22 protein-coding genes are annotated in these 24,037 nt (G+C 68.1%); 13 read left to right on the forward strand and 9 right to left on the reverse strand.

Annotation, left to right across the window (positions count from 1 at the left end; genetic code table 11):
* Nucleotides 1-48 precede the first annotated feature (48 nt).
* Complete coding sequence (locus CJ179_RS17595; protein ID WP_072947625.1) at nt 49-996, reverse strand: acyl-CoA thioesterase; 948 nt, start codon at nt 994-996, stop codon at nt 49-51.
* Nucleotides 997-1,229: 233 nt separating this feature from the next.
* Between CJ179_RS17595 and CJ179_RS17600 the strand changes: the two genes are divergently transcribed.
* A complete protein-coding gene (locus CJ179_RS17600) occupies nt 1,230-1,769 on the forward strand; it encodes an intradiol ring-cleavage dioxygenase (RefSeq protein WP_072947628.1) in 540 nt (179 codons plus the stop codon).
* A gap of 14 nt (nt 1,770-1,783) precedes the next feature.
* On the opposite strand, the gene CJ179_RS17605 is transcribed toward CJ179_RS17600, so the two are convergent.
* A complete protein-coding gene (locus CJ179_RS17605; protein WP_072947631.1) occupies nt 1,784-2,554 on the reverse strand; it encodes an IclR family transcriptional regulator C-terminal domain-containing protein in 771 nt (256 codons plus the stop codon).
* Nucleotides 2,555-2,760: 206 nt separating this feature from the next.
* Between CJ179_RS17605 and catA the strand changes: the two genes are divergently transcribed.
* Genes catA through catC form a run of 3 tightly spaced genes read left to right on the forward strand, consistent with a single transcriptional unit; the run spans nt 2,761 to nt 5,051 of the window.
* Entirely contained in the window at nt 2,761-3,603 is an 843-nt protein-coding gene (gene catA / locus CJ179_RS17610) for a catechol 1,2-dioxygenase (protein WP_095862381.1), read from the forward strand.
* Nucleotides 3,604-3,632: 29 nt separating this feature from the next.
* Entirely contained in the window at nt 3,633-4,754 is a 1,122-nt protein-coding gene (locus CJ179_RS17615) for a muconate/chloromuconate family cycloisomerase (RefSeq protein ID WP_072947635.1), read from the forward strand.
* A 15-nt stretch (nt 4,755-4,769) separates the two neighbouring features.
* On the forward strand, nt 4,770-5,051 hold the full coding sequence (gene catC / locus CJ179_RS17620; protein ID WP_072947638.1) for a muconolactone Delta-isomerase: 282 nt from the start codon (nt 4,770-4,772) through the stop codon (nt 5,049-5,051).
* A 66-nt stretch (nt 5,052-5,117) separates the two neighbouring features.
* Here catC and CJ179_RS17625 read toward each other — a convergent pair whose 3' ends face one another.
* On the reverse strand, nt 5,118-6,305 hold the full coding sequence (locus tag CJ179_RS17625) for an ROK family protein (protein WP_095862382.1): 1,188 nt from the start codon (nt 6,303-6,305) through the stop codon (nt 5,118-5,120).
* Nucleotides 6,306-6,456: 151 nt separating this feature from the next.
* Here CJ179_RS17625 and zwf point away from each other — a divergent pair, with 151 nt between their 5' ends.
* The 5 genes from zwf (at nt 6,457) to CJ179_RS17650 (ending at nt 13,307) form a co-directional block, all read left to right on the forward strand.
* Nucleotides 6,457-7,935: a glucose-6-phosphate dehydrogenase gene (gene zwf / locus CJ179_RS17630; protein ID WP_072947644.1), complete on the forward strand. Its 1,479-nt coding sequence runs from the start codon at nt 6,457-6,459 to the stop codon at nt 7,933-7,935.
* Nucleotides 7,932-9,785, forward strand: a complete 1,854-nt coding sequence (edd, locus tag CJ179_RS17635; protein ID WP_072947647.1) for a phosphogluconate dehydratase — start codon at nt 7,932-7,934, stop codon at nt 9,783-9,785. Before zwf ends, edd begins: the two co-directional genes overlap by 4 nt.
* 10 nt (nt 9,786-9,795) lie before the next feature.
* Nucleotides 9,796-10,422, forward strand: coding sequence for a bifunctional 4-hydroxy-2-oxoglutarate aldolase/2-dehydro-3-deoxy-phosphogluconate aldolase (gene eda / locus CJ179_RS17640; RefSeq protein ID WP_095862383.1), 627 nt, complete (start codon nt 9,796-9,798; stop codon nt 10,420-10,422).
* A gap of 28 nt (nt 10,423-10,450) precedes the next feature.
* A complete protein-coding gene (locus tag CJ179_RS17645) occupies nt 10,451-11,629 on the forward strand; it encodes an ROK family transcriptional regulator (protein ID WP_074933891.1) in 1,179 nt (392 codons plus the stop codon).
* A gap of 226 nt (nt 11,630-11,855) precedes the next feature.
* Nucleotides 11,856-13,307, forward strand: coding sequence for a sugar porter family MFS transporter (locus tag CJ179_RS17650; protein WP_095862384.1), 1,452 nt, complete (start codon nt 11,856-11,858; stop codon nt 13,305-13,307).
* Between the two features lie 36 nt (nt 13,308-13,343).
* Here CJ179_RS17650 and CJ179_RS17655 read toward each other — a convergent pair whose 3' ends face one another.
* A complete protein-coding gene (locus CJ179_RS17655; protein ID WP_072947664.1) occupies nt 13,344-14,075 on the reverse strand; it encodes a FadR/GntR family transcriptional regulator in 732 nt (243 codons plus the stop codon).
* Between the two features lie 167 nt (nt 14,076-14,242).
* Here CJ179_RS17655 and CJ179_RS17660 point away from each other — a divergent pair, with 167 nt between their 5' ends.
* The 3 genes from CJ179_RS17660 to CJ179_RS17670 all read left to right on the forward strand — a co-directional run bounded on the left by CJ179_RS17660 (nt 14,243) and on the right by CJ179_RS17670 (nt 17,354).
* Complete coding sequence (locus tag CJ179_RS17660; protein WP_072947666.1) at nt 14,243-15,637, forward strand: GntP family permease; 1,395 nt, start codon at nt 14,243-14,245, stop codon at nt 15,635-15,637.
* 33 nt (nt 15,638-15,670) lie between these two features.
* The gene (locus tag CJ179_RS17665; RefSeq protein WP_072947669.1) at nt 15,671-16,222 is read left to right on the forward strand and encodes a gluconokinase; all 552 of its coding nucleotides are present in this window, start codon (nt 15,671-15,673) and stop codon (nt 16,220-16,222) included.
* Nucleotides 16,223-16,382: 160 nt separating this feature from the next.
* A complete protein-coding gene (locus CJ179_RS17670) occupies nt 16,383-17,354 on the forward strand; it encodes an alpha/beta hydrolase (protein ID WP_095862385.1) in 972 nt (323 codons plus the stop codon).
* A gap of 47 nt (nt 17,355-17,401) precedes the next feature.
* Here the strand turns inward: CJ179_RS17670 and CJ179_RS17675 are convergent, their stop codons facing one another.
* The gene (locus CJ179_RS17675; RefSeq protein ID WP_072947673.1) at nt 17,402-18,898 is read right to left on the reverse strand and encodes an MFS transporter; all 1,497 of its coding nucleotides are present in this window, start codon (nt 18,896-18,898) and stop codon (nt 17,402-17,404) included.
* Between the two features lie 64 nt (nt 18,899-18,962).
* Between CJ179_RS17675 and CJ179_RS17680 the strand changes: the two genes are divergently transcribed.
* Nucleotides 18,963-19,343, forward strand: a complete 381-nt coding sequence (locus CJ179_RS17680) for a MarR family winged helix-turn-helix transcriptional regulator (protein ID WP_072947675.1) — start codon at nt 18,963-18,965, stop codon at nt 19,341-19,343.
* 4 nt (nt 19,344-19,347) lie between these two features.
* Here CJ179_RS17680 and CJ179_RS17685 read toward each other — a convergent pair whose 3' ends face one another.
* The 4 genes from CJ179_RS17685 to CJ179_RS17700 all read right to left on the reverse strand — a co-directional run bounded on the left by CJ179_RS17685 (nt 19,348) and on the right by CJ179_RS17700 (nt 23,974).
* Nucleotides 19,348-20,151 carry a transglutaminase family protein gene (locus CJ179_RS17685; RefSeq protein ID WP_095862386.1) on the reverse strand — a complete coding sequence of 268 codons (804 nt, stop codon included), beginning with the start codon at nt 20,149-20,151 and terminating at the stop codon, nt 19,348-19,350.
* 50 nt (nt 20,152-20,201) lie between these two features.
* Entirely contained in the window at nt 20,202-21,041 is an 840-nt protein-coding gene (locus CJ179_RS17690; protein WP_072947680.1) for an alpha/beta hydrolase, read from the reverse strand.
* Between the two features lie 70 nt (nt 21,042-21,111).
* A complete protein-coding gene (locus CJ179_RS17695; RefSeq protein WP_072947683.1) occupies nt 21,112-22,710 on the reverse strand; it encodes an NAD(P)/FAD-dependent oxidoreductase in 1,599 nt (532 codons plus the stop codon).
* A 40-nt stretch (nt 22,711-22,750) separates the two neighbouring features.
* A complete protein-coding gene (locus CJ179_RS17700; protein ID WP_072947686.1) occupies nt 22,751-23,974 on the reverse strand; it encodes a cytochrome P450 in 1,224 nt (407 codons plus the stop codon).
* Between the last annotated feature and the right edge of the window lie 63 nt (nt 23,975-24,037).

The raw sequence follows: 24,037 nt of genomic DNA on the forward strand, positions 1-24,037 counted from the left end.
CCGCTCCTTCCGCGGGTAGACCATTTCCCGTGACGCTACCCGGGTGGGTTACGCGAGGGCGCCGATTCGCGCCCGGTCGCGGAGGGCGATGAGTTCGCGGGCGTGCGCCTCCAGCTTGCGATCCTCGTCGGACTGCGGAACCCACTGCCGCGCAGCCGTGGTCGCGCCGTCGTCGTCGACAGCGGCGACGACGGTGAGGCAGTGGGTGGTGAGGTTCATTTCCCGGGTGCGCGGGTCGCCCGATCGCACGTGCACCGAGATGTGCATGGTCTGCGCGCCCGTGTGCAGCAGGCGGGCGTCGACCTCGACGACGTGCCCGATCTGGATCGGGCGGTAGAACCGGACACCGCCGGCGTACACGGACACGCACGGGGTGCCGTTCCACGACGTGCCGCACAGGTAGGCGGCCTCGTCGATCCAGCGCATCACGGTCCCGCCGTGCGTCTTGCCGCCCCAGTTGACGTCGGTGGGCGCGGCCAGGAAGCGGGTCAGCGATTCCGGTGCGGTGCCCGCGTCGGTGTAGCTCTGCTTGCTCATCGCCTCTTCGATGTCGGCCCGCAGGCCGATGCGCATGACGGCCTCCTCGGACTCGGCGTGGTCGGCGGCGGTGACGGGCTTCCACGGCGGCACGGTCGTCGGCTTTCCGGAGTCGTCGACGGCCACGAAGATGATCAGGCAGTTGCTGGCCTCGGTGAACTGGCCGGTCCGAGGGTCGGCGGACGAGACCGTGCACTGGATGTGCATGCTGGAGCGCCCGGTGTGGACGAGGCGCGCTTCGACCTCCACGAGATGTCCGGACTCGATGGACCGGGTGAATTTGATGTTTCCGACGTACGCGGTGACGCAGTAACTCCCGCTCCAGCCGACCGCGCAGGCGTACGCGGCCTTGTCGATCCATTCGAGGATGCGGCCGCCCTGGACTGCACCTCCGAGTGTCGCGACCTCGGTGGGTGCGGCGAGGAAGCGGAGGGTGATGCTGCGGGGAGGGGTGGTCATCGATGTGTTCCTCGGGTGTTCGACGTGGCCGGCGCGAGGGCGCGCACCGGGCGACGGCGAAACGTCGTTGTCCGCCGGTGGCCGGGAAATTATCCCACAGTTGCCCCGTACCGACCCGTTCGCGATGTGAACGGAGCGCAGTTGACGAACGCCTGTGACTGCGCGCACACTCGACCACGACCGCACAGCGTTCCCTGTGTACGCACAGCGTGCACGAGTGATCGGATCAGGTGATGACCTCAACGTCGACGACGACCGCACCCCGGGCCGACCGGGCCTGCCTCGACTACGTGGACCGGGAGTTCTACCTCCCCGCGCAGCGGGTGCTGCCGTGGACCGCGAACCTCGCGGCACTTCCCGGCGAACCCGGAACGCCGCTGCGGATGACGGGCGTCGTCCGGTCCCGCACCGGCGAACCGCTGTCGGGTGCGGAGATCGAGATCTGGCACGCGGACGCCGACGGATGCTATTCCGGGTATTCCGTGGAGATCCTCCGCAACAACCTGCGCGGCATCGTCGTCACCTGCGCGGGCGGTCGCTTCGACATCGCGACGGTGCAGCCCGCGCCGTGCGAATTCTCCAGCGCCCGAGGCGATGCCGACGTGGGGCACCTCAACGTGATCGTGCACGCGCGCGGGTTCCGCCCGCTCGCGACGAGGCTGGTCCCTACGCCCGGCGCGTCGAGAGAAGTGGGCAGTTCCGCCGTCGAGACGCTTGTCGACGTCGGTGCCGATGGAGTGGTCTCCTGCGACTTCGTGCTCGATCCGATCTGACCGGCGTGCCGCCGTCAGCCGGCGTAACCCATGTCCGCGCTCAGGGCGGCCGCGGCGGCGAGGACGCACGGAACGGCCTGTTCGCGGAACTGCGCCGGAGTGTTGCGCGCGGACGACGTGGAGCACGCGACCACGCCGACTACCGTGCCGCCGGCGTCGCGGACCGGTGCGGCGAGCGAGATGAGCCCCTTCTCCAGTTCCTCGGCCGTCAGGGCGAACCCCTGCTCGCGGACCTTGGTCAGTTCCCGCTCGAGTTCGGCCGCGGAGCCGATGGTTTCGGGCCCGAGTTTCTGGAACGTGGACTCGGCGACCACCTGCTCGACGACGTCGGCGGGGGCCCAGGCCAGGAGCGCACGGCCCATGGACGTGGCGTACGCGGGGACGCGGGTGCCCACGGAGACGTTGATGCTCATGATCCGCCGGACGGGGACGCGCGCCGCGTAGACCACGTCGGCGCCGTCGAGCACACCGAGCGACGCGGACTCCTGGGTCTTCTCGGCCACCTCGAGCAGCCGGGGCATCGCGGCCTCGATGAGCGCGTGCGACTCCGAGTAGTGCTGTCCGATGCTGAGCACGCGGGGGGTGAGCGACCACCGGCCTCCCGCCCCCGCGACGTACCCCAGCTTCTGCAGGGTGAGCAGGATCCGGCGGACGGCGGGGCGCGACAGCCCCGCTTCCGTCGCGAGTTCGGCGAGCGTCGGGTTCGGGCGCTGGGCGTCGAAGGCCAGCAGCACGGCGAAACCGCGCTCGATGCTCTGGATGTAATCGCGATCGCTCTCGGTCATTGCGGCCTCCACCAGCGATTCGTGTGCGTCTTCGGACTCGGGGTTGACATTTCAATGTGACTGCGCGCACAGTAGTGGTGTACGCACAGCGTGATGTTAGTACGCACAGCGTACATATGCAAGACCCTCCGGCGTGTGAACACCCACCGCGTCGCCCAAAACTCGATACCAGCCCTGTCCGAATTCCTTCAGCCCGAGGAGAAACGATGACCACCACCGAGAGTCCCACCGCAGCCGGATCCGGCTCCGCCGCCACCGACAAGTTCAAGGCCGAGCGCGTCAGCGCCGACACCTCGCCCGAGCGGCTCGCGGCGATCGCCAAGGACGCCCTCGGCGCGCTCAACGACGTGATCCTGAAGCACGGCGTCACCTACCCCGAGTACCGCGTGTTCAAGCAGTGGCTGATCGACGTCGGCGAGGGCGGCGAATGGCCGCTGTTCCTCGACGTGTTCATCGAGCACTCCGTCGAAGAGGTCCTCGCCCGCTCCCGCAAGGGCACCAAGGGCAGCATCGAAGGCCCGTACTACATCGAGAACTCGCCGGAACTGCCGTCCATGTGCACCCTGCCGATGCGTGCCGAGGACGAGAAGATCACCCCGCTCGTCTTCGCCGGCCAGGTCACCGACCTCGACGGCAACGGGCTCGCCGGGGCGAAGGTCGAACTGTGGCACGCCGACAACGACGGCTACTACTCGCAGTTCGCACCGCACCTGCCCGAGTGGAACCTGCGCGGCACGATCATCGCCGACGACGAGGGTCGCTACGAGATCACCACGATCCAGCCGGCGCCCTACCAGATCCCGACCGACGGCCCGACCGGCCAGTTCATCGAGGCGCAGAACGGCCACCCGTGGCGTCCCGCGCACCTGCACCTCATCGTGTCGGCGCCCGGCAAGGAGTCGGTCACCACGCAGCTGTACTTCAAGGGCGGCGAGTGGATCGACAGCGACGTCGCGTCGGCCACCAAGCCGGAACTGATCCTCGACCCGAAGACCGGCGACGACGGCAAGAACTACGTCACCTACAACTTCGTGCTCGACCCCGCGTGACCCGTTCCACCCGTACAGAAAGTGATCCGATGACCGACCTGTCGATCGTCTCCGTCGAAACGACGATCCTCGATGTGCCGCTGGTGCGTCCCCACAAGTTCGCAACCACGTCGATGACCGCGCAGCCGCTCCTGCTGGTCGCGGTCGAGACCGCCGGCGGCGTGACCGGCCACGGCGAGGGCGTCGTCCCCGGCGGCCCCTGGTGGGGCGGCGAGTCGGTGGAGACGATGCAGGCGATCATCGAGAAGTACATCGCCCCGGTCCTGCTGGGGCGGCGTGTCGACGAGATCACCGGCATCATGTCGGACATCGAAAGGGTGGTCGCCAATGCACGTTTCGCGAAGGCGGCCGTCGACGTCGCGTTGCACGACGCCTGGGCCCGCAGCCTGGGCGTACCCGTGCACACGCTGCTCGGCGGCGCCTTCCGGAAGAGCGTCGACGTCACCTGGGCCCTCGGCGCCGCACCCGCCGAGGAGATCATCGAGGAGGCCCTCGGCCTGGTCGAGTCGAAGCGGCACTTCAGTTTCAAGCTGAAGATGGGTGCGCTCGACCCTGCCGTCGACACGGCTCGGGTGGTCCGGATCGCCCAGGCGCTCGAGGGCAAGGCCGGCGTCCGGATCGACGTCAACGCCCGTTGGGATCGGCTGACCGCGCTGAAGTACGTGCCCCGCCTCGTCGACGGCGGCGTCGAACTGATCGAGCAGCCCACACCCGGTGAGCAACTCGAGGTCCTCGCCGAGCTGAACCGGCTCGTCCCCGTCCCGGTGATGGCCGACGAGAGTGTCCAGACTCCGCACGACGCCCTCGAGGTCGCCCGCCGCGGCGCCGCCGACGTCATCGCGCTCAAGACCACCAAGTGCGGTGGCCTCGCGAAGAGCCGCGAAGTGGTCGCGATCGCCAAGGCCGCCGGAATCGCCTGCCACGGAGCCACGTCCATCGAAGGCCCGATCGGGACCGCGGCGTCCATTCAGTTCGCCTGCGCCGAGCCCGGCATCAACTTCGGCACCGAACTGTTCGGGCCCCTGCTGTTCAGTGAGGAATTGCTGCAGGAACCGCTTCGCTACGCCGACGGCCAGGTGTCCCTGCCCGAAGGCCCCGGACTCGGAGTCGAGCTCAACATGGACGCAGTCAAGACCTGGACCAGGAACTGAGGAGGACACCACCCGATGGCACTCTTTCACGTGCGCATGGACGTCGCCATTCCCCGCGACCTCGACCCGAAGGTCCGGGACGAGACCATCGCCAAGGAGAAGGCCTACTCGCAGGAGCTTCAGCGCTCCGGCAAGTGGCCCGAGATCTGGCGGATCGTCGGTCAGTACAGCAATATCAGCATCTTCGACGTCGAGTCGGCCGACGAACTGCACGAGATCCTGTGGAACCTTCCACTGTTCCCGTACATGAAGATCGAGATCATGCCGCTCACCCGGCACGGTTCCGACGTCAAGTAGGCCTCCGGCCCGTGCGTGGTTGACGAGTCTCTGGACTCGTCAACCACGCACAGGCGGCGGAGCCGCCTATTTCTGCTGCGCGAGCAGTTGGTCCACGGCGCGCACGCTGAGGACGTGGTCGAGTGCCATGGTGGCGCTGCCGACGACGCCGGACAGTTCCCCGTGCGTCCAGGGGAGGATCTGAAGCTGTTGGGTGGCGACGGCGATCGCGTTGCCGTACAGGGTTTCGCGTAGCCCGGCGACGAACGTGTCGTACGCCTGCGCCATGTCGCCGCCGACGATCACGACCTCCGGGTTGAGGAGGTTGATCGCCCCCGACAGGACCTCGCCGATCTGACGCCCGCTCTCGCGGATCATCCGCCGGGCCTCGGCGTCGCCGGCGAGGGCGAGGGTGATCACGTCGCGGATGTGCGTCACTTCGCGTCCCTGCTCCTGCAGATTGCGGACCAGCGCCCACCCGCCGGCGACGGCCTCGATACATCCCACATCACCGCAGCGGCACACCACCCCTTGTGCCGCTGCGGTTTTCGTGTGCCCGATCTCGCCTGCCGCGCCCAGGGCGCCCCGCTGCAGCACGCCGCCGGACACGAGTCCGGCGCCGAGCCCGGTCGACGCCTTGATGAGCAGCATATCGGCGAAGTCGCGGCGTTCCCCGCGCCGCTCGGCCAGGACCATGACGTTGGCGTCGTTGTCGACGAAGACGGGCGCGTCGGTGACATCGGCGAGGAAGGGCTGCAGCGGAACGCCGTCCCAGCCCGACATCATGGGGGAGTTCAGGCTGCACCCGCGCTCGGTGTCGACGGTGCCGGGGAGACTGATTCCGATTCCGACCGTCCGCCCCGCGGTCTCGCCCAGGCCCTCGCGCAGCGCGATGAGACGTCTCGCGATGACGGGCATCAGCTCGGCCGGGCTCGTGCCGATTTCCTGCTCCACATCCTCGGCGACGATGACGTCGCCTGCGAGGTCGCAGATGGCCAGCTGGGTGCGGCTCCGGCCGATGGCGGCCGACAGCACCACACCGGCCTGCACGTGAAACGAGAGTTTCACCGGCGGGCGTCCGCCGGTCGACACGCCCTCTTCGCGTTCGACGACGAGTCCCGACGCCTGCAGTGACGACACCCGGGCCGCGACGGCCGTGCGGGACAGCCCCGTGAGGTTGCCGATCTCGGTGCGCGTGGTGGCTAGCCCTGCGCGAATGAGGGCGAAAACGTCGCCACCCGTCGCCGGGGAGGTCGTCGAGCGAGGCGTCCGCATGCAGGCCATTCAACCAACCGGACACGCGTCTGACAACGTAAGGTTCAGATCTTTGTTCGTCGAAATACTTAAGTCTGTATTGATCAAAAGCCAAAGGTCGCCTACTCTCGTCTGTGATGGCCCACACATCCGGCTTTCAGAGGGAGATGACATGTCACCAGCGACCACCGTGGAACCGTGCGATTTCGTCGTGTTCGGCGGCACCGGCGACCTGGCGGTTCGTAAGCTGCTTCCCGCGCTCTACCTGCGCGACAGGGACGGTCAGCTGCCCGCCGAAACCCGCGTGATCGGTGCCTCGCGAGCCGGTCTCGACACCGACGGCTACCGCGACAAGGTGCGAGGAGAACTCGCGCGTTTCGTCTCCGGCGATCAGCTGGATTCGGACACCTGTGAGCGATTTCTCAATCGCCTCGAATACGTCACCGTCGATGTCGCGGACCCGGCGAACTGGACGGGCCTGCAGGACTGTCTCGCCGACCGGGAAGGCGCCATCCGGGTGTTCTACCTGGCGTGCGCTCCCGGCCTGTTCGGGCCGATCTGCGAGAACCTCGCCCTGAACGGTCTCGCCGACGCACAGTCCCGCGTTGTGCTGGAGAAGCCCATCGGTCACGACCTCGCCTCGGCTCGCGCCGTCAACGACGCGGTCGGCGCAGTGTTCGAGGAATCGCAGATCTTCCGCATCGACCACTATCTCGGCAAGGAGAGCGTCCAGAACCTGCTGGTCACTCGATTCGCCAACACGTTCCTCGAGCCGCTGTGGAACTCCTCGTCGATCGACCACGTGCAGATCAACGTCGCCGAGTCGCTCGGAGTGGGCAGCCGCGGCGGCTACTACGAGTCGGCGGGCGCGCTGCGCGACATGCTGCAGAACCACCTCCTGCAGATGCTCTGCCTCGTCGCGATGGAGCCGCCCACCTACGTCGACCGCGAGACCGTGCGCGACGAGAAGCTGAAGGTGCTCCAGGCCCTCAAGCCGATGAGCCCGCAGGACGTCGAACGCTGCACGGTCGCAGGCCAGTACGGCCCCGGGCTCGCCGACGGGAAAGCCGTCCCCGGATACCAGGACGACGTCGAGAACCCGGACAGCACCACCGAGACGTTCATCGCCGTCAAGGCCGAGATCCAGAACTGGCGGTGGGCCGGCGTGCCGTTCTACCTGCGCACCGGCAAGCGCATGGACCGGCGCTGCTCGGAGATCGTCGTGCAGTTCAAGCCCGTCCCGCACCCCATGTTCCCGGGCAGCGAGGGCCACAGCGAACCCAACCGCCTGGTCATCCAGCTGCAGCCCCACGAGGGCATGCGCCTGCACATGACGGCGAAGGAACCCGGCCCCGGCGGTATCCGCCTCAAGCCGGTGTCGCTGGACCTCAACTACATCGAAACGTTCAAGCGTCCGTCGCCCGACGCCTACGAGCGGCTGCTGATGGACGTGGTCCGGGGCAACCCGACCCTGTTCATGCGCCGCGACGAGGTGGAGGCCGCCTGGGAGTGGGTCGAGCAGATCCTCGTCGGGTGGGAGAAGTCCGAGCGCGGACCGCGGCGGTACCCGGCGGGCACCAACGGACCCACCGACGCGACCATCCTGATCGAGCGCGACGGCCGCGCCTGGCACGAAGGAGTTACCGCATGACCGACGCGCCCACACCCACCGCCGACGTACACCCCGTCCTCGCCGCCGTCACCGAACGCATCATCGAGCGCAGCAGGCCCGAGCGCACGATCTACCTCGACCGCATCCGGCAGGCCGCCGACCGCGGTCCGGCGCGCGGCAAGCTGGCCTGCGCGAACCTGGCGCACGGCTTCGCCGCGTCCGGCCCGGCCGACAAGAAGGCGCTGCGCGCGTTCGTCAAGCCCAACATCGCGATCGTCTCCTCGTACAACGACATGCTGTCGGCGCACCAGCCGTTCGAACACTTCCCCCGGCAGCTCAAGGCCGCCGTCATGGAGGCCGGCGGCATCGCCCAGTTCGCGGGCGGCGTTCCCGCCATGTGCGACGGCATCACCCAGGGCCGCGACGGCATGCAGCTGTCGCTGTTCAGCCGCGACGTCATCGCGATGGCGACGGCGATCGGCCTGTCCCACGACATGTTCGACGGCGCCCTCATGCTCGGCGTGTGCGACAAGATCGTGCCCGGAATGCTCATCGGCGCACTCGGATTCGGCCACCTGCCGACGATCTTCGTGCCCGCCGGGCCGATGACGTCCGGTCTGCCCAACAACGAGAAGTCGCGCGTCCGCCAGCTGTACGCCGAGGGCAAGGCCGACCGCGAGCAACTGCTCGATGCCGAGGCTGCGTCCTACCACGGTGTCGGCACCTGCACGTTCTTCGGCACGGCCAACTCCAACCAGCTGCTCATGGAGGTCATGGGCCTGCACCTGCCCGGATCCAGCTTCGTGAACCCGGGCACCCCGCTGCGGGAGGCCCTCACGTGGGAGGCGGGAAAGCGCGTCACCGGTCTCACCTCGCTCGGCGACGACTACACACCGGTCGGTGAGGTCGTGGACGAGAAGGCCGTGGTCAACGGTTGCGTCGCACTGCTCGCGACCGGCGGTTCGACCAACCACACGATGCACCTCGTGGCGATCGCCCGCGCCGCAGGCATCACCCTCACGTGGGACGACCTGTCGGAACTGTCCGCGGTGGTGCCGCTGCTCGCCCGGATCTACCCCAACGGCTCGGCGGACGTGAACCACTTCCACGCGGCGGGCGGCCTCGGCTACGTCGTGTCGTCGATGCTGGACGCGGGACTGCTGCACGAGGACGTGAAGACCGTCGTCGGCGCCGGACTCCGCCGGTACACCGAGGAGCCGAAGCTGTCCGGCGAGGGCGTCGAATGGCAGCCGGGCACCCGAATCAGCCTCGACACCAGCGTGTTGCGCGGACCGGAAGATCCGTTCGACGTCAACGGCGGCCTCAAGATGCTGACCGGAAACCTGGGTTCGTGCGTGATGAAGACGTCGGCCGTCCACCCGGACCACCGCGTGGTGACCGCCCCGGCCCGGGTGTTCGACGATCAGCTCGACTTCCTCGCCGCGTTCGAGGCGGGCACGCTGACCGGCGATTTCGTGGCCGTGCTCCGGTACCAGGGGCCGCGCGCCAACGGCATGCCCGAATTGCACAAGCTCACACCGGTGCTCGGCGTTCTGCAGGATCAGGGCCGCAAGGTCGCGCTGGTCACCGACGGCCGGATGTCCGGCGCGTCCGGGAAGGTGCCCGCGGCCATCCACCTCACCCCCGAGGCGGCGGCGGACGGACCGCTCGCGCGGGTGCGTGACGGCGACGTCCTCACCGTCGACGCCGTGACCGGATCCGTGAACGTGCACGTAGGCGACGAGGAACTGGCCGCCCGCCCGGCGACCGGTCGTGCGCTCAGTGCCGATGAATGGGTCGGCACGGGCCGCGAACTCTTCGCCGGCCTGCGTGCCGCCGTCGGACCGGCGACCCAGGGCGCCAGCGTTTTCCACCCCCAACCCGTCTAAGGAGTATTCAGTGACGAACAGCCCCTCCCTCCTCGACCGCGTCCCGGTCATCCCCGTCGTCGTCGTGGACGACCTCGGCGACGCGGTGCCGGTGGCCCGCGCGCTGGTGGCCGGCGGCATCCCGATGATCGAACTGACCCTGCGGACGCCGTGCGCCCTCGACGCCATCAAGGCGATCGCGACCGAGGTGCCGGAGATCTGCGTCGGCGCGGGCACGATCGTGGAACCGGTGCAGGCCGCGCGGGCGGCCGACGCGGGAGCGCAGTTCCTCGTCTCGCCGGGCAGCACCGAAACCCTGCTGAAGGCGATGACGGACACCGGACTGCCGCACCTCCCGGGCGCGGCGACCGTCTCCGAGGTGCTCTTCCTGCTCGAGCACGGCTACCGCGAACTCAAGTTCTTCCCCGCCGAGGCGTCGGGCGGCGCGAAGTTCCTCGGCTCGATCCACTCACCCGTTCCGGCCGCGCGGTTCTGTCCCACCGGCGGCATCTCGACGTCGAACGTCGGCGATTACCTGTCGCTGCCCAACGTCGGCTGCGTCGGCGGATCCTGGCTCACGCCCGCCGACGCCGTGAAGCAGCAGGACTGGGACCGGATCAGCGGACTCGCACGTGAGGCGGCGGCACTCGCCCGATAGCGCGTGACGCGGCGCGGTACGGTGAATCGTGCGCGACAGTGACAACGGTGATTCCCAGCGGCCGGGTTCTCAGTCCTCGCTGAAATCCGCCAACCAGCACCGTGTGGTCCGCGCGCTCCAGACGTCGGGTGAGCTCACCCAGGCGGAGATCGCGCGTCGCACCGGATTGGCCCCCGCAACCGTCTCCAACATGGTCAAGGAATTGACCGCGGCCGGGATGGTCGCCGTGCCGGGCGGCGACCACCCCGGCCAGCGCGGCCGGGCGGTGCGGCTGACCCGCCGGATGGGCCTCGCGGTCGGGATCGACTTCGGGCACCGCCATCTCACCGTGGCCGTCGCCGACATGGCACACCAGGTGCTCGCCGAGGAACGCGTCGAACTCGGTGCGGGTCACCGCGCGGAGGACGGCGTGGTGCAGGCGGGCGCCCTTCTCGACGCGGCCCTCGACCGACTCGGCTGCGACCGCACGTCCGTCCTCGCGGTCGGCATGGGTCTGCCCGCACCGCTCGAGACCGACACCGGCGAGGTCGGCGGCCCGTCCATCCTCCCCGGCTGGGTCGGTGTCGACGCGGCCGCCATCGCGTCGGAGTATCTCGGCACCGCCGTGCACGTCGACAACGACGCGAACCTCGGTGTGCTCGCCGAACACATGTGGGGAGCCGGCCGCGGCACCACCGACCTCGCCTACATCAAACTGTCCGACGGCGTGGGTGCCGGCCTCGTCCTCGACGGCCGGCTGTACCGCGGAAGAGGCGGCACCGCAGGCGAAATCGGCCACCTGACCCTCGACGAGTTCGGGCAGGTGTGCCGCTGCGGCAACCGCGGCTGCCTCGAGACTCTCGTCGCCTCGCACGTCGTGATCGGGCTGCTCGCCCCGAGTCGCGGTCCCGATCTGAGCATCGCCGACATCGTCGCGATGGCCGAGCGCGGCGATGCCGCCTGCATCCGGGTGCTCGCCGACACCGGGCGCCACGTCGGCGTCGCGGCAGCGAGCCTGTGCAATCTCGTCAATCCCGAACGACTCGTCATCGGCGGCGAACTCGCACTGGCCGGCGAACTGCTCCTGGGGCCGATGCGTGAGGTCGTCGGCCGCTACGCGGTGCCCAGCGCGGTCCGCTCCCTGGACATCCGCGTCGCCGAACTCGGCCCCCGCGCTCAGGTGCTCGGCGCCGTCGCCCTGGGTCTGCGATCCGCGCTTCCCGCCTGACTGTTCGCCGCTGAATTCCCGCTCCGGTCAGGGCGTGAGCCCTGCGTTCTTCGCGTCCCTCGTGTTCATTGGTGAATATAAATCGGACAAACACGCCTTCCTATGTTCATGTCTTGACGATTCGTGGTTTCGTTGCCTACTGTGTTCCACACCACAACGACTGCGCACTCTGCGCAGGCCTCGGCCCGATCCGAGTCTCGATCACCCCTTGCTCACGAGGAGTCCCATGACTGAAAACGTCCTGTTGCCCGGCGCGGAATCGCCCGGCGACATCGCAGAGGGCACTTCGGTTCCCGTCCGGTTCGCGGTCGTCGCCGCACTCGGCGGCCTGCTGTTCGGCTACGACAGCGCAGTGATCAACGGCGCCGTGTCGGCGATCGAGGGCAAGTTCCAGGTCGAGTCCGCTCTCCTCGGATTCGCGATCGCCTCGGCGCTGCTCGGTGCCGCGGCGGGAGCGATGCTGGCCGGGCGGATCGCCGACCGGTACGGACGCCTCGTCACGATGCGGGCCGCCGCGGTGATGTTCCTGCTGAGCGCCATCGGCACCGGCTTCGCGGCCAACGTCGAGATGCTGGTGACGTTCCGGATCGTCGGCGGCATCGGTGTGGGTCTGGCCTCGGTCATCGCACCCGCCTACATCGCTGAGATCTCGCCCGCCCGCGTGCGTGGACGTCTCGGGTCGCTGCAGCAACTCGCGATCGTCACCGGCATCTTCGTCTCGCTCCTGGTCGACTACGCCCTCGCCGCGCTCGCCGGCGGATCGCAGGAAGAACTGTGGTTCGGGCTCGAGGCGTGGCGGTGGATGTTCCTCGCGATGTGTGTGCCCGCGCTGGCCTACGGTCTGCTGTCACTGACGATTCCCGAATCCCCCCGCTACCTGATCGCTCAGGGGCGCATCGCCGAGGCCCGCGGCATCCTCGCGGTCCTGCTCGGCGAGAAGGGCCTCGACCTCAAGATCGAGAGCATCCGTTCGACGCTGGCCCGCGAGACGCAGCCGTCGATCCGCGACCTGAAGGGCTCCGCGTTCGGCCTGATGCCGATCGTGTGGATCGGTATCGGACTCTCCGTCTTCCAGCAGTTCGTCGGTATCAACGTGATCTTCTACTACTCGAGCGTCCTGTGGCAGGCCGTCGGCTTCGACGAGGGCAGTTCCCTGAAGATCACGGTCATCACGTCGGTGGTCAACATCGCCACCACCCTCATCGCCATCGCCTACATCGACCGGGTGGGCCGCCGGCCGCTGCTCATCATCGGCTCCGCCGGCATGGCCGTCACGCTCGCGACCATGGCGTTCATCTTCGGAACCGCCTCCACCACGGTCGTGAACGGTGTCACGACGCCGCAGTTGACCGGGCTGCAGGGGCCGATCGCGCTCGTCGCCGCCAACCTGTTCGTGGTCGCGTTCGGAATGTCCTGGGGCCCGGTCGTGTGGGTCCTGCTCGGTGAGGCGTTCCCCAACCGCATCCGGGCCGCCGCGCTGTCGCTCGCCGCGGGTGCCCAGTGGGCGGCGAACTGGCTGATCACCGTGACGTTCCCGTCCATGAAGGACTTCTCGCTCGGAATCTCGTACGGCTTCTACGCCGTCTGCGCGGTGCTGTCGCTCGTTTTCGTGCTGCGCTGGGTCAAGGAGACGAAGGGCGTGGAACTCGAAGCCATGCACTCCGATTCGATCGTGTAGGCCTTTCCCGCCACGACGAAGACGCCCGCGAGGATCTCACTCGCGGGTGTCTTCGTCGTCCTTCATCTGCTCGACGGCCGTCGCGGATTCGCTCACGATCGCGCGCATGGCCGCCTCCGCCGCATCCGCGTCGCCCATCTGGATGGACGACGCCACCACGCCGTGCAGGCGGATCGCCTCGGTCTCCGCGACGTGCGGCATCAGCGAGTGCCGGGTGCGGCCCTCGAGCACCTCCACGACGATCTGCGACATCGCACGCAGCAGGGGATTGCCCGACGCGGTCAGCAGTGTGCGGTGAAAGTCGGAATCGTGGGCCAGGTACGCATCCGTGTCCGCCGCGCGGGACGTCGACGACATTCCGATGACGGCCGCCGTCAGCGCCCCGCACTGCTCCGGCGTCGCCCGGGTCGCCGCGAGACGCGCGGCGAGCGGTTCGATACCCGACCGCAGTTCGCTCAGGCTCGACAGCTGGTCGAACCGCTGCGGTCCGGCGAGTTTCCAGCGGATCACGCTCGGGTCCAGTGAATTCCAGTGCTCCTCGCTCAGCACGGTGATCCCGACGCGACGGCGGACCGCCAGAAGTCCGAGGGATTCGAGAACCCGAACCACCTCGCGGACGACGGTGCGGGAGACGGAGTACTGGGTGACCACGTCGTCGGCGGAAATGCGGGTGCCGGGTGCCAGGGCTCCGGCCACGATGTCGCCGCCGAGCCGATCGAGCACCGTTTCGTGCAATTGCCGGTACTCGGCGCCCTCTGCGTTGGTCATCCGCCGATGGTCCCACGGTTGCCCCCATTGAACACACGTTGGCGCGCTCTTCAGGCTCTAAGTAGTACTTATTCGGATTTCACCTTGAAATCATATGGTTTATAAGGCAGAGTGACCTGAGTCACGAACAACGGCCATTCCAATACCGATCTCCCTGGAGCAACAGAATGAGTACCGCGTCACTACTCGCAGCGGCCGACAGCGCCGGCACCGACGCGCAGCTGATCACGGCCGCCGTCGTCGGCGTCGCCGCCATCATCGCGCTGATCACCTGGCTCAAACTCCACCCGTTCCTCGCACTGTCGATCGGCGCCGTCGGTGTCGGCATCGGCGCAGGTCTCGGCGCCACGGACTCGGTGAAATCGTTCGTCGAGGGCTTCGGCGCCACGATGGGGAGTGTCGGAATCCTGATCGGCTTCGGTGCCATGTTCGGCAAGCTGCTCGCCGATTCGGGTGGCGCCGACCGCGTCGTCGACACCCTCGTCGGGCGCGCCGGACCGCGGACGCTGCCCTGGATGATGGCACTGGTCGGCGCGGTGATCGGCCTGCCGATGTTCTTCGAGATCGGCCTCGTGCTGCTGATGCCGGTCATCATTCTCGTCGCGCGCCGTTCGGGGCTGTCGCTGATGCGCATCGCGATTCCCACCCTGGCAGGCCTGTCGGCGATGCACGGTCTCGTTCCGCCCCACCCCGGGCCGCTGGTCGCGGTGGCGGCGCTCAACGCGAACCTCGGACTCACCCTCGCGCTCGGCGTTGTCGTCGCGATTCCCACCGTCATCGTCGCCGGACCGCTGTTCAGCAAGCTGGCGGCCCGCTGGGTGGACGTCCCCGTCCCCGAGCTCTACGTGACCGTCGAAGACCGGGAAGGTGCCGAGGCCGCCGCCGAGCGTCGCCGCCCCAGCTTCGCGGCCACCCTCTCCGCCATCCTGCTCCCGGTCGTCCTGATGCTGGGCAAGGCCATTGCCGACGTCGTCGCCGCCGGCTCGGAGTCGCCCGCGAAGGCACTGCTCGACTTCCTCGGAACGCCGGTCGTGGCCCTCGGGCTCGCGGTGCTCGCCGGAATGCTGCTCCTCGGCCGGGGCGGTGGCATGGATCGCAACGCCATCGCGGCGTCGCTGGAGAGCTCGCTGCCGCCGATCGCCGGAATCCTCCTCATCGTCGGTGCGGGTGGCGGATTCAAGCAGGTCCTGATCGACACCGGCATCGCCGACGTGATCGCCGAAGCGATCAAGGGCAGCGCCCTCCCCGTCCTGTTCCTCGCCTGGCTCGTGGCCGTGCTGATCCGTGTCGCCACCGGATCGGCCACCGTCGCGACCGTCACCGCGTCCGGCATCCTCGCGCCCGTCGCTGCCGAGCTGACGTCCACACACGTCTCGCTGATGGTGCTGGCGATCGGCTCCGGCTCGCTGTTCCTGTCGCACGTCAACGACGCGGGATTCTGGCTGGTGAAGGAATACCTCGGCGTCACGGTGGTACAGAACCTGAAGACGTGGACGGTGATGGAGTGCATCATCTCCGTCACCGGTCTGGCCGGTGTCCTCGCGCTGAGCGTGTTCATCTAAAGGGGGTCGAGAATGTCGAGTGAGGTTGGTGAGATGCACGTGAGTACGCGCGAACCGGTAGGACGCACGCCGCAGACCGCGGATCCCGTCCTGGTGCTGATGGGCGTGTCCGGGTCCGGGAAGTCGACGGTCGCGGGAATCATCGCCGGCGCGATGGGCTGGGACCTGCAGGAGGGCGACGCGCTGCATCCTCCGGCGAATGTCGCGAAGATGGCGTCGGGGCAGCCGCTGACCGACGAGGACCGCTGGCCGTGGCTCGATCTCGTCGCCGGGTGGATCCGGGACCACACCGACAACGGTCTTCCCGGGGTCATCACCTGCTCCGCGCTCAAGCGCAGCTACCGCGACGTCCTGCGCGGAGACAACGTCGTGTTCGTGCATCTCGCCGGGTCGCGGGCGCAGATCGGCGAACGGCTGACCGCCCGGCTCGACCACTTCATGCCCCCGTCGTTGCTGGACACGCAGATTTCGACGCTCGAGCCGATCGAGCCCGACGAGGACGCCATCGTGGTGGACGTGGGCGGATCGCCGACGCAGGTGGCGACCGAGATCATCGCTCGACTGGAGCAGCGGCTCGGCCGGTGAACTTCCGGTAATCGGACGGAAATTCAGTCGAAGTCGCTCGGTAACGGGCGGCTTCGACTTACCGTGGCGTGTGGTCTCGGGGGATATGGGTGTGTTTCTCCCCGGATCGCCCTAGGGTGTCCAGTTAGCTGGACAAGCGTCCGATACAACGGAGGGCAGTATGCGAACGCGTGAATCGATCGTGTGGCACTGGGATGTCAGTCGGCGGGCGCGCATGACGTTCTGGTTCGCCAGGGCTTTCGTCAAACCGCTGTTCACGATATGGCCGACGACGGACCGCGGCATCGAACTACTCGCGGCTCTCGACGAACTCATCGACCGGCTACCCAAGCCGAAGGGGCTCGACATCGAGGCGATCTCGCTCGGCGGGGTGCCGTGCGAGAAGATCACCCACCCGCGACCCACCGTCACCTCGATGGACGGCGCCACCATCCTCTACTTCCACGGCGGCGGATTCGTGTTCTGCGGGCTCGCCACCCACCGGGCGCTGTGCGGTCCGCTCGCCGCGCGTTCGGGTGCGCCCGTCGTCTCGGTCGAGTACCGGCAGCTTCCCAAGGGGGCGATCGGGGCGTCGCTGGTGGACGCCATGACCGCATACACCGAGATGCTGAAGGTCTGCGACGACCCCAGCAGGGTGATCGTCGCGGGGGACTCGGCGGGCGGGTACCTCGCGATGAAGGTCGCCGAAGTCGCCGCGTTGCGGGGCATCACCCGGCCGGCGGCCGTCATCGGATACTCGCCGCTGCTCAACCTCGACCTCGAGGATCACGACCCCGATTTCATGAAGCGCGACGCGTACCTGCCGATGTCGCAGGTGGCCAAGCTGAAGGACCGCTGGCTGGCCGGGCCCGACCAGATTCCCGGTGCCCAGTCGCCCGTGAACGCGGATCCCGCACTGTTCCCACCGGTCTTCCTCACCGCCGCCGAGTACGAGATCATGCGGCCCGACGTCGAAATCATCACCGACCGGTTCGATCGAGAGGGACGGCAGATCGAGACCCACATCTGGAGTGGACAGATCCACGCGTTCCCGGTGATCGGCAAGGTGCTGCGGGAAAGCCGCACGATCATCGGGCTCACCGTCGACTTCGCGTCCCGCGCACTCACGGAGCCGAAGCGGCACTCGGCCTGAACGGCAGAACGGGTGGGCCTGTGCCCACCCGTTCCGCCGTCCGCGGACTATGCGGGGTTGAGCACCCTGCGCAGCAGCGGTGACACCGTGATCAGCAGTCCCAGCAGGGCGACACCCGTGACGAGCACGAGGCCGGAGTGGAACTGGTGGAACCCGGCGCCGCTGATGCCGGTGGCGGTGTGCGAGCCTGCGGTGACGAGCGCGGTGGTCAGCGCCAGCACGAGCGCGGCACCGACCTGTGCGGACGTCTGCACGAGCCCCGACGCCAACCCCTGCTCGGAGTCGTCGACACCCGACGTGGCCTGGGCCATGATCGACGTGAAGCCCAGCGCGAAACCGACACCCAGCAGCACCACGCTCGGCAGGATCGCGATCGTGTAGTCGGGCTGATCGCTCCCGGCGAAGAGGAACCACAGGTAGCCGAGGCTCAGCGACGTGAGTGCCGCGATGATCATGCGGGCGGTGCCGAACGCGTCGATCAGACGGCCCACGAACGGCGACCCGAAGGCCACGATGATGCCCGCGGGGAGAAGACCCAGCGCCATCTCCAGCGGCGACCATCCGAGCACCGACTGCAGGAAGATCGTCATCATGAACTGGAAGCTCAGGTAGGAGCCGAACAGCGCGACGATGCTGAGGTTCGCCCGCACGATCGAACCGACCCGCAGAATGCTCAGCCGCACGAGCGGGTGCGCGACCCGGTTCTCCACGACGAAGAACGACGCCAACAGGGCAGCGGCCAGTGCGAACGAGCCCAGCGTGAGCGGATCGGCCCAGCCGCGAGCCGGCGCCGACACGACGGTGTAGACGGCGAGCAGCATGCCCGACACCAGCGTGGCGGCTCCGACGATGTCGTGTCCGCCGGTGTCGGCGGCTCGGTCGCGGGGGATCAGGGCGGCGCCTGCGACCAGGGCGAGCACCGCGAACGGCACCGGCATCAGGAACGTCCAACGCCACCCGGCGCTGGTCAGCAGCCCGCCCAGGATCAGTCCGGACGAATAGCCGCTGGCTCCGAAGACGGAGAAGATCGACAGCGCCCGGTTACGGGCGGGCCCCTCCTTGAACGTGGTGGTGAGGATCGACATCGCGGTCGGCGCGGTGAACGCGGCGGCGAGTCCCTTCACGAAGCGGCTCGCGATGAGCAGTGTGCCGTTGTCGACGAGTCCGCCGACCAGGGACGCGATCGCGAACACGGTCAGCGCGATCAGGAAGACCCGGCGGCGTCCGAGGAGATCGGCGGTGCGTCCGCCCAGCAGCAGCAGACCACCGAATCCGAGGACGTATCCGTTGATGATCCATTGCAGCGAGGTGGTCGACAGCCCCAGTTCGGTTCCGATGGAGGGCAGTGCAACACCCACCATCGAGACGTCGAGACCGTCGAGAAACATCACGAGGCACAGCACGGCCAGGACGCCCCAGAGGCGGGGAGTCCAGGCCTGGTCGGTCGACGGGGCGGTGGTGGCGCCCGACGAGGTGGCGAGGTCCGGGGTGGCGTCGCTGATAGTCACAGGGAGAATGTAGATGCACGTGCAATCAATGCGCAAGCACTAATTTCGTTTGCATTTAATTCGCTTGCACGTTTTTCGTGCGCGCGCTAGGGTGCGGACCATGAGCTCAGAAGCGGACCTGCGCGGCACGTGGCGGCTGCTCGCGAGCCGATACAACTCGATCGCCTGCGAGTTGGATCGTGAGATGCAACACGCGCACGGCCTGAGCATGAGCGATTTCGAGACACTCGACCGACTGATGGACACCACCTGCGACCGGCCACGGATGCAGGACCTGGCGGCCGAGATGTACCTCAGCCCCAGTGCGCTGTCCCGGAGCGTGGCCCGACTGGAGAAGGCGGGCCTGGTCGCCAGAGCGCTGTGCGAGGCGGACCGGCGCGGCGTCTTCGTCGACGTCACCGACGCCGGCCGCGAGGTACACGCCGACGCCAAGAAGATTCAGCTGGGCGTACTCACCGAAAGGCTTTCGGAAGCAACCTGATTCGTCACGTCAACGAGGTGGGTGTCGCGTAGTCGTCGGACGGGAACTCGCCGTCGACGACGGCGGTCACCACCGTGTTCTCGAGCGTGATCGCCCCGCCGTGATTGTCCAGGAACGCGGTGTCCGCGGCGTCGCGCCCCGTCGCGATCCGCAGCAGTGCCGAACGCGGGGCCAGCCGGGTGGCGTCGACCACCCGCCACTCGGAATCGACGAACGCCTCGACGACGGCGTGGAAGTCCATCGGATCGCAGCCCGGCGCATACACCGCCGCCAGCCGCGCCGGGATGGTGACGGCCCGCAAGAGCGCGACCGTGAGGTGGGCGAAGTCACGGCACACCCCGGCCCCGGACAGCATCGTGTCGACGGCACTGTCGGTGGATCTGCTCGACCCCGCCTGGTACAGCAGCCGTGACCCCACCCACGTGGTGATGTCCTGCAGCAGTTCCGGGTGCGGCTTCGACAGGTTGAACTCCCCGCCGGTGAACCCGAAGAACTTGTCCGCCTCGGCATATCGGCTCGGGCGCAGGTACTTCGACAGGTCGTAGTCGGTGACGGGAGGCGAATCGGCCTTGCCCAGAACCGAAGCCGAGTACTCGACGTGCAGCGAGCCGCGTGGACTGTCCAGCAGGTGGACGCGAGTTCCGTGCTCCGCCACCATCTCTCGTGCCTCGACCGGGTTACCGTCGAGGGTGAACGTCAGCGACTCCGACAAATCCGAACCGGGGGTCCGGGCCACCGCGATCTTGAATTCGAGACTGGTGGGGTCGGTGACCTCGATGTCGAGAGTGGCGGTGACGTGACGTTTCATCAGCCCATCCTGGCATCCCACGTCCGGGGATGCAGAACCCCCCGGCGGAGTCAGGCCCGAACGCGTGGCCGCAACCACTCGACGAGATCGTCGAGTACCTCCTCGTTCTCCGGTTCGTTGAACACCTCGTGGAACAGGTTTTCGTAGATCTCCACCGTGAGATCCTCCGAACCGGCGTACTCCGCGATGAGTTCCGTGCCGTGCACGCTCGCGAGCCCGTCGTCCCGCCCGTGCTGGAGCAGCAGGGGAACCTTCAACGACGGCAGGCGCTCCGGCAAATGCTCGGCAGCCAGAATCATTCCGCGCGCAATCCCCGCAGGCACCTTCCCGTGGTGGACGAGGGGATCCTCCTCGTAGGCCGCCACGACCGCCGGATCGCGGGACACCAGCTTCGCGTCGAGTGATTCGACGGGCACGCCGGGGAGGAAGCGGCCCACCAGCTTGCCGATCTCGACCACCACGCGCGGTGTCCCGCTCGTCACGTCGACCGCGGGTCCGGACAGCATGAGTGCCTTCAGGTCCTGCTGGTGGTCGAGGGCGTACGTCAGTGCGATGGAACCGCCCATACTGTGCCCGAGGAGGAACCGGTCGGTGCCCGGCCAGTCCGTCGACGCGATGCCGAACAGCTGGTGCAGGTCGTCGGTGAATTCGCGCCAGTCCTTCAGATGGACCCGTTTGCCGCCCGACCGCCCGTGTCCGCGGTGGTCGGGCGCGTAGATCGCCAGATCGAGTTCGCCGAGTCGCTCGATCACGTGGTCGTAGCGCCGGGCGTGTTCGCCGAAGCCGTGGCACAGCACCAGCACGCCGCGCGGGCGCCGCTCGGGAAGCCACACGTCGTAGACGATGGGAATTCCGCCGACGCCGGCGAAGGACGATTCTCGATGCTGCATGATGCCCCTTCGTGGTCCGAATTCGACGACTCAGATCATTGCACGGTGAGGTACCCCGACAAGCGGAAAATTAGGGGATCGGTCCCTTCGACAACAGGTCGATCACGGCTCGGGAGGTGCGTCGCCGCAGCCATCCACGCGGCCCGTCCTCGCCGAGCGCGGCGCGCGCGGCGTTCAGGCCCGACACCCCGTGCACACCGCCGCCCGGGTGCGCCGAGGCGCTGCCCAGGTACAGGCGCTGAACCGGGGTTTCCGAGCGGGAGATGCCCGGCCCGGGCCGGAAGACCAATTGCTGATGGAGTTGCGCCGTCCCCCCGTTGACGGCGCCGCCCACGAGATTCGCGTCGGCCGCCTCGAGATCCGACGGGCGCTGGACGACGCGTCCGACGACCCGATCCGCGAAACCGGGTGCGTGGGCCTCGAGGACGTCGTCGACCCGCGCGGCAAGCAGGTCGGCAGACGCGTTGTCGATGATGTCGCGCGGTAGATGCGTGTACGCCCAGGCGCTTTCGGTGCCCTCCGGTGACCTGCTGGGATCGGCGGTCGTCATCTGCCCGAACAGCAGGAACGGGCGGGCCGGGACGGTGCCGGTGGTCAGGTCGGCCATCCAGCGGACGAGGCCGTTGTCGTCGGCACCGAGGTGGACGGTCCCCGCACCGCTCAGGCTGGGCGAACGCCACGGAATCTTCTGTGACAAGGCGTAATTGACCTTCAGCACCGGCGTGTCCCACTCGAAATGGTCGAGATCGGCACGCACCCGGGCGGGGACGGCATGGTCCGGCAGCAGCGACCCGTACAGCGCGGGCGCCGAGACGTCGGCGATCACCGCCCGGCGTGCCGTGTAGCGGGCACCCGACGCCGTCCGCACGCCGACGGCGCGACCGGACCGAACCTCGATCCCAGTCACCGCGTCGCCGTAGTGGAAATGCGCGCCCGCGTGCTCGGCCCGGCGTACCATCGCGGCCGACAACTCGCCCGCGCCGCCCACCGGGACGGGGTACCCACCGTCCTGGGCGAGCATCGTCAGGATGTACCCCATGACGCCGCTGCCCGGTGCGTCCGGAGGGGTGTCGGCGTGCATCGCGTTGCCCAGCAACAGCAGTCGTGCCGCCTCGTCGCGGAACAGTTCGTGCGCCATCCGCCGTGCAGGAAGGAGGAGGAATCGCGCCACCCTCAGCGACTCGGCGGTGCCCAGCCGGCGCAGCAGGGCGCTCGGGCCCCGCACGGGAGGGAACGGGCTGAACAGGATGCTCAGCAGCGGTTCCTTGATGTGGTGCCACTGCTCGACCAGCGCCGTCCACGCGACGCCGTCGCCGGGTTGCCTGCGTTCGAGGTCGGCGGCCGTGTCGGCCGGGTCGGGATGAATCACCGGCGCGTCCTCGTCAGCAGCGGAGCGGGCGTGCCCGACCGCGCGGGGCGCGTGACTCCAGCGCAACCCGTGCGACTCGAGGTCCAGCCCGCGCAGCGCGGGGGACACGGTCGACAGGGGATAGAACGCGCTGAACAGGTCCGACGTGAAGCCTGGGACGAGTTCGGCCGACCTCACCGCGCCGCCGGGCGTCGGCTGCGCCTCCACGACCGCGACGTCCCAGCCTGCATCGGCGAGAGTCGCGGCCGCGACGAGCCCGTTGGGACCGGATCCGATGACCACTGCGTCGACGTTGCTCACCCGACCAGGCTGTCAGAAAAGTCAGCGCTCCGCTCGATGCTCAGAGGGACGACGGCGTGAACGTCACCGGCAGATGCTTCAGTCCGTTGATGAAGTTGGAGCGCAGCCGCTGGGCAGGTGCCGTCTGCTCCATGTCGGGCATCCGACGCAGAATCTCACTCAGCATCACCTTCATCTCGGCGCGAGCGAGGTTGGCGCCGAGACAGAAATGGTGACCGCCGCCGCCGAACGCGATGTGCTGCGAGTAGTGGCCGGTGGGACGGTCGATGTCGAACGTGTACGGATCGTCGAACACCGCCTCGTCACGGTTCCCCGACATGTGCCAGATGACCACCCGCTCGCCCTCGGAGATCTCGACGTCGTGCAGCACAGTGTCCCTGGTCGCGGTCCGGCGGAACTGCATGACCGGTGTGGCCCACCGCAACCCCTCCTCGATCAGGGCGTCGAGCTTCGACGGATCCTCGAGCACCTTCCGGCGCTCCTCGGGATGCTCCATCAGCGCCAGCTGGGTGTGCGAGATGGCGTTGCGGGTGGTCTCGTTTCCCGCGACCGCGAGCAGCATGAAGAACATGTTGAAATCGAGTTCGCCGAGCTTCTCGCCGTGGACGTCGGCCTGGATGAGAGCTGTCGCAATGTCGTCGCGCGGGTGCCGCTTGCGGTCCTCGAACATCTCGAGGCTGTAGGCGAACATCTGTCCGGCCGCCGCGCGTTCCTGACCTTCCTCGAGGTGGAATTCGGGATCGGACGAGCCGATCATCTGATTCGTCAGGTCGAAGATGAGCTTGCGGTCCTCCTGGGGCACGCCGAGGAAGTCGGCGATCGCCTGCAGCGGCAGTTCGGACGCGACGTCGACGACGAAGTCGCACTCGCCACGCTCGATCACCGCGTCGACGATGCTTGTTGCGCGCTGCGCGAGAATGTCGTGCAGCTGGCCGATGCGGCGGGGCGTGAAGCCCTTGCTGACAATCTTCCGCAGCGCCGTGTGGTCCGGTGGGTCCATGTTCAGCATCATCAACTGCTGGCCCGCCAGGTCGTCGGGGGCAAGGTCGTCGATGTAGGTGGCGCCCCGCCACGACGAATACGTCTCGGCGTCCCGGTTCACGGTCACGATGTCCGCATGCCGGGTGACGCACCAGAAGGGGTCGCCGCGCTCGTCGAGGTGCCGGTAGACCGGAGCCTCGCGCCGCAACGTGGCGAACATCTCGTGGGGCACGCCCTGCACGAAGGTGTCCGGGTTGTAGAGATCGACGTCGGCGAGCTTCACGGTCCCTCCTGAGGCCTCACGTACGAGAATACGTTCTAGTCCTGGAGGATGTGGGGACAACGA

This window comes from Rhodococcus sp. ACS1 (genome assembly GCF_002300155.1).
Lineage (GTDB): Bacteria > Actinomycetota > Actinomycetes > Mycobacteriales > Mycobacteriaceae > Rhodococcus_F > Rhodococcus_F koreensis.

Coding starts and splice junctions, on each gene's coding strand:
- CJ179_RS17660 (WP_072947666.1), top strand. CDS start 14,243: ATGAGTACCGCGTCACTACTCGCAGCGGCCGACAGCGCCGGCACCGAC.
- CJ179_RS17680 (WP_072947675.1), top strand. CDS start 18,963: ATGAGCTCAGAAGCGGACCTGCGCGGCACGTGGCGGCTGCTCGCGAGC.
- CJ179_RS17615 (WP_072947635.1), top strand. CDS start 3,633: ATGACCGACCTGTCGATCGTCTCCGTCGAAACGACGATCCTCGATGTG.
- CJ179_RS17595 (WP_072947625.1), bottom strand. CDS start 996: ATGACCACCCCTCCCCGCAGCATCACCCTCCGCTTCCTCGCCGCACCC.
- CJ179_RS17670 (WP_095862385.1), top strand. CDS start 16,383: ATGCGAACGCGTGAATCGATCGTGTGGCACTGGGATGTCAGTCGGCGG.
- CJ179_RS17605 (WP_072947631.1), bottom strand. CDS start 2,554: ATGACCGAGAGCGATCGCGATTACATCCAGAGCATCGAGCGCGGTTTC.
- zwf (WP_072947644.1), top strand. CDS start 6,457: ATGTCACCAGCGACCACCGTGGAACCGTGCGATTTCGTCGTGTTCGGC.
- CJ179_RS17650 (WP_095862384.1), top strand. CDS start 11,856: ATGACTGAAAACGTCCTGTTGCCCGGCGCGGAATCGCCCGGCGACATC.
- CJ179_RS17625 (WP_095862382.1), bottom strand. CDS start 6,305: ATGCGGACGCCTCGCTCGACGACCTCCCCGGCGACGGGTGGCGACGTT.
- catC (WP_072947638.1), top strand. CDS start 4,770: ATGGCACTCTTTCACGTGCGCATGGACGTCGCCATTCCCCGCGACCTC.
- catA (WP_095862381.1), top strand. CDS start 2,761: ATGACCACCACCGAGAGTCCCACCGCAGCCGGATCCGGCTCCGCCGCC.
- CJ179_RS17600 (WP_072947628.1), top strand. CDS start 1,230: ATGACCTCAACGTCGACGACGACCGCACCCCGGGCCGACCGGGCCTGC.
- CJ179_RS17665 (WP_072947669.1), top strand. CDS start 15,671: ATGCACGTGAGTACGCGCGAACCGGTAGGACGCACGCCGCAGACCGCG.
- edd (WP_072947647.1), top strand. CDS start 7,932: ATGACCGACGCGCCCACACCCACCGCCGACGTACACCCCGTCCTCGCC.
- CJ179_RS17685 (WP_095862386.1), bottom strand. CDS start 20,151: ATGAAACGTCACGTCACCGCCACTCTCGACATCGAGGTCACCGACCCC.
- CJ179_RS17690 (WP_072947680.1), bottom strand. CDS start 21,041: ATGCAGCATCGAGAATCGTCCTTCGCCGGCGTCGGCGGAATTCCCATC.
- CJ179_RS17655 (WP_072947664.1), bottom strand. CDS start 14,075: ATGACCAACGCAGAGGGCGCCGAGTACCGGCAATTGCACGAAACGGTG.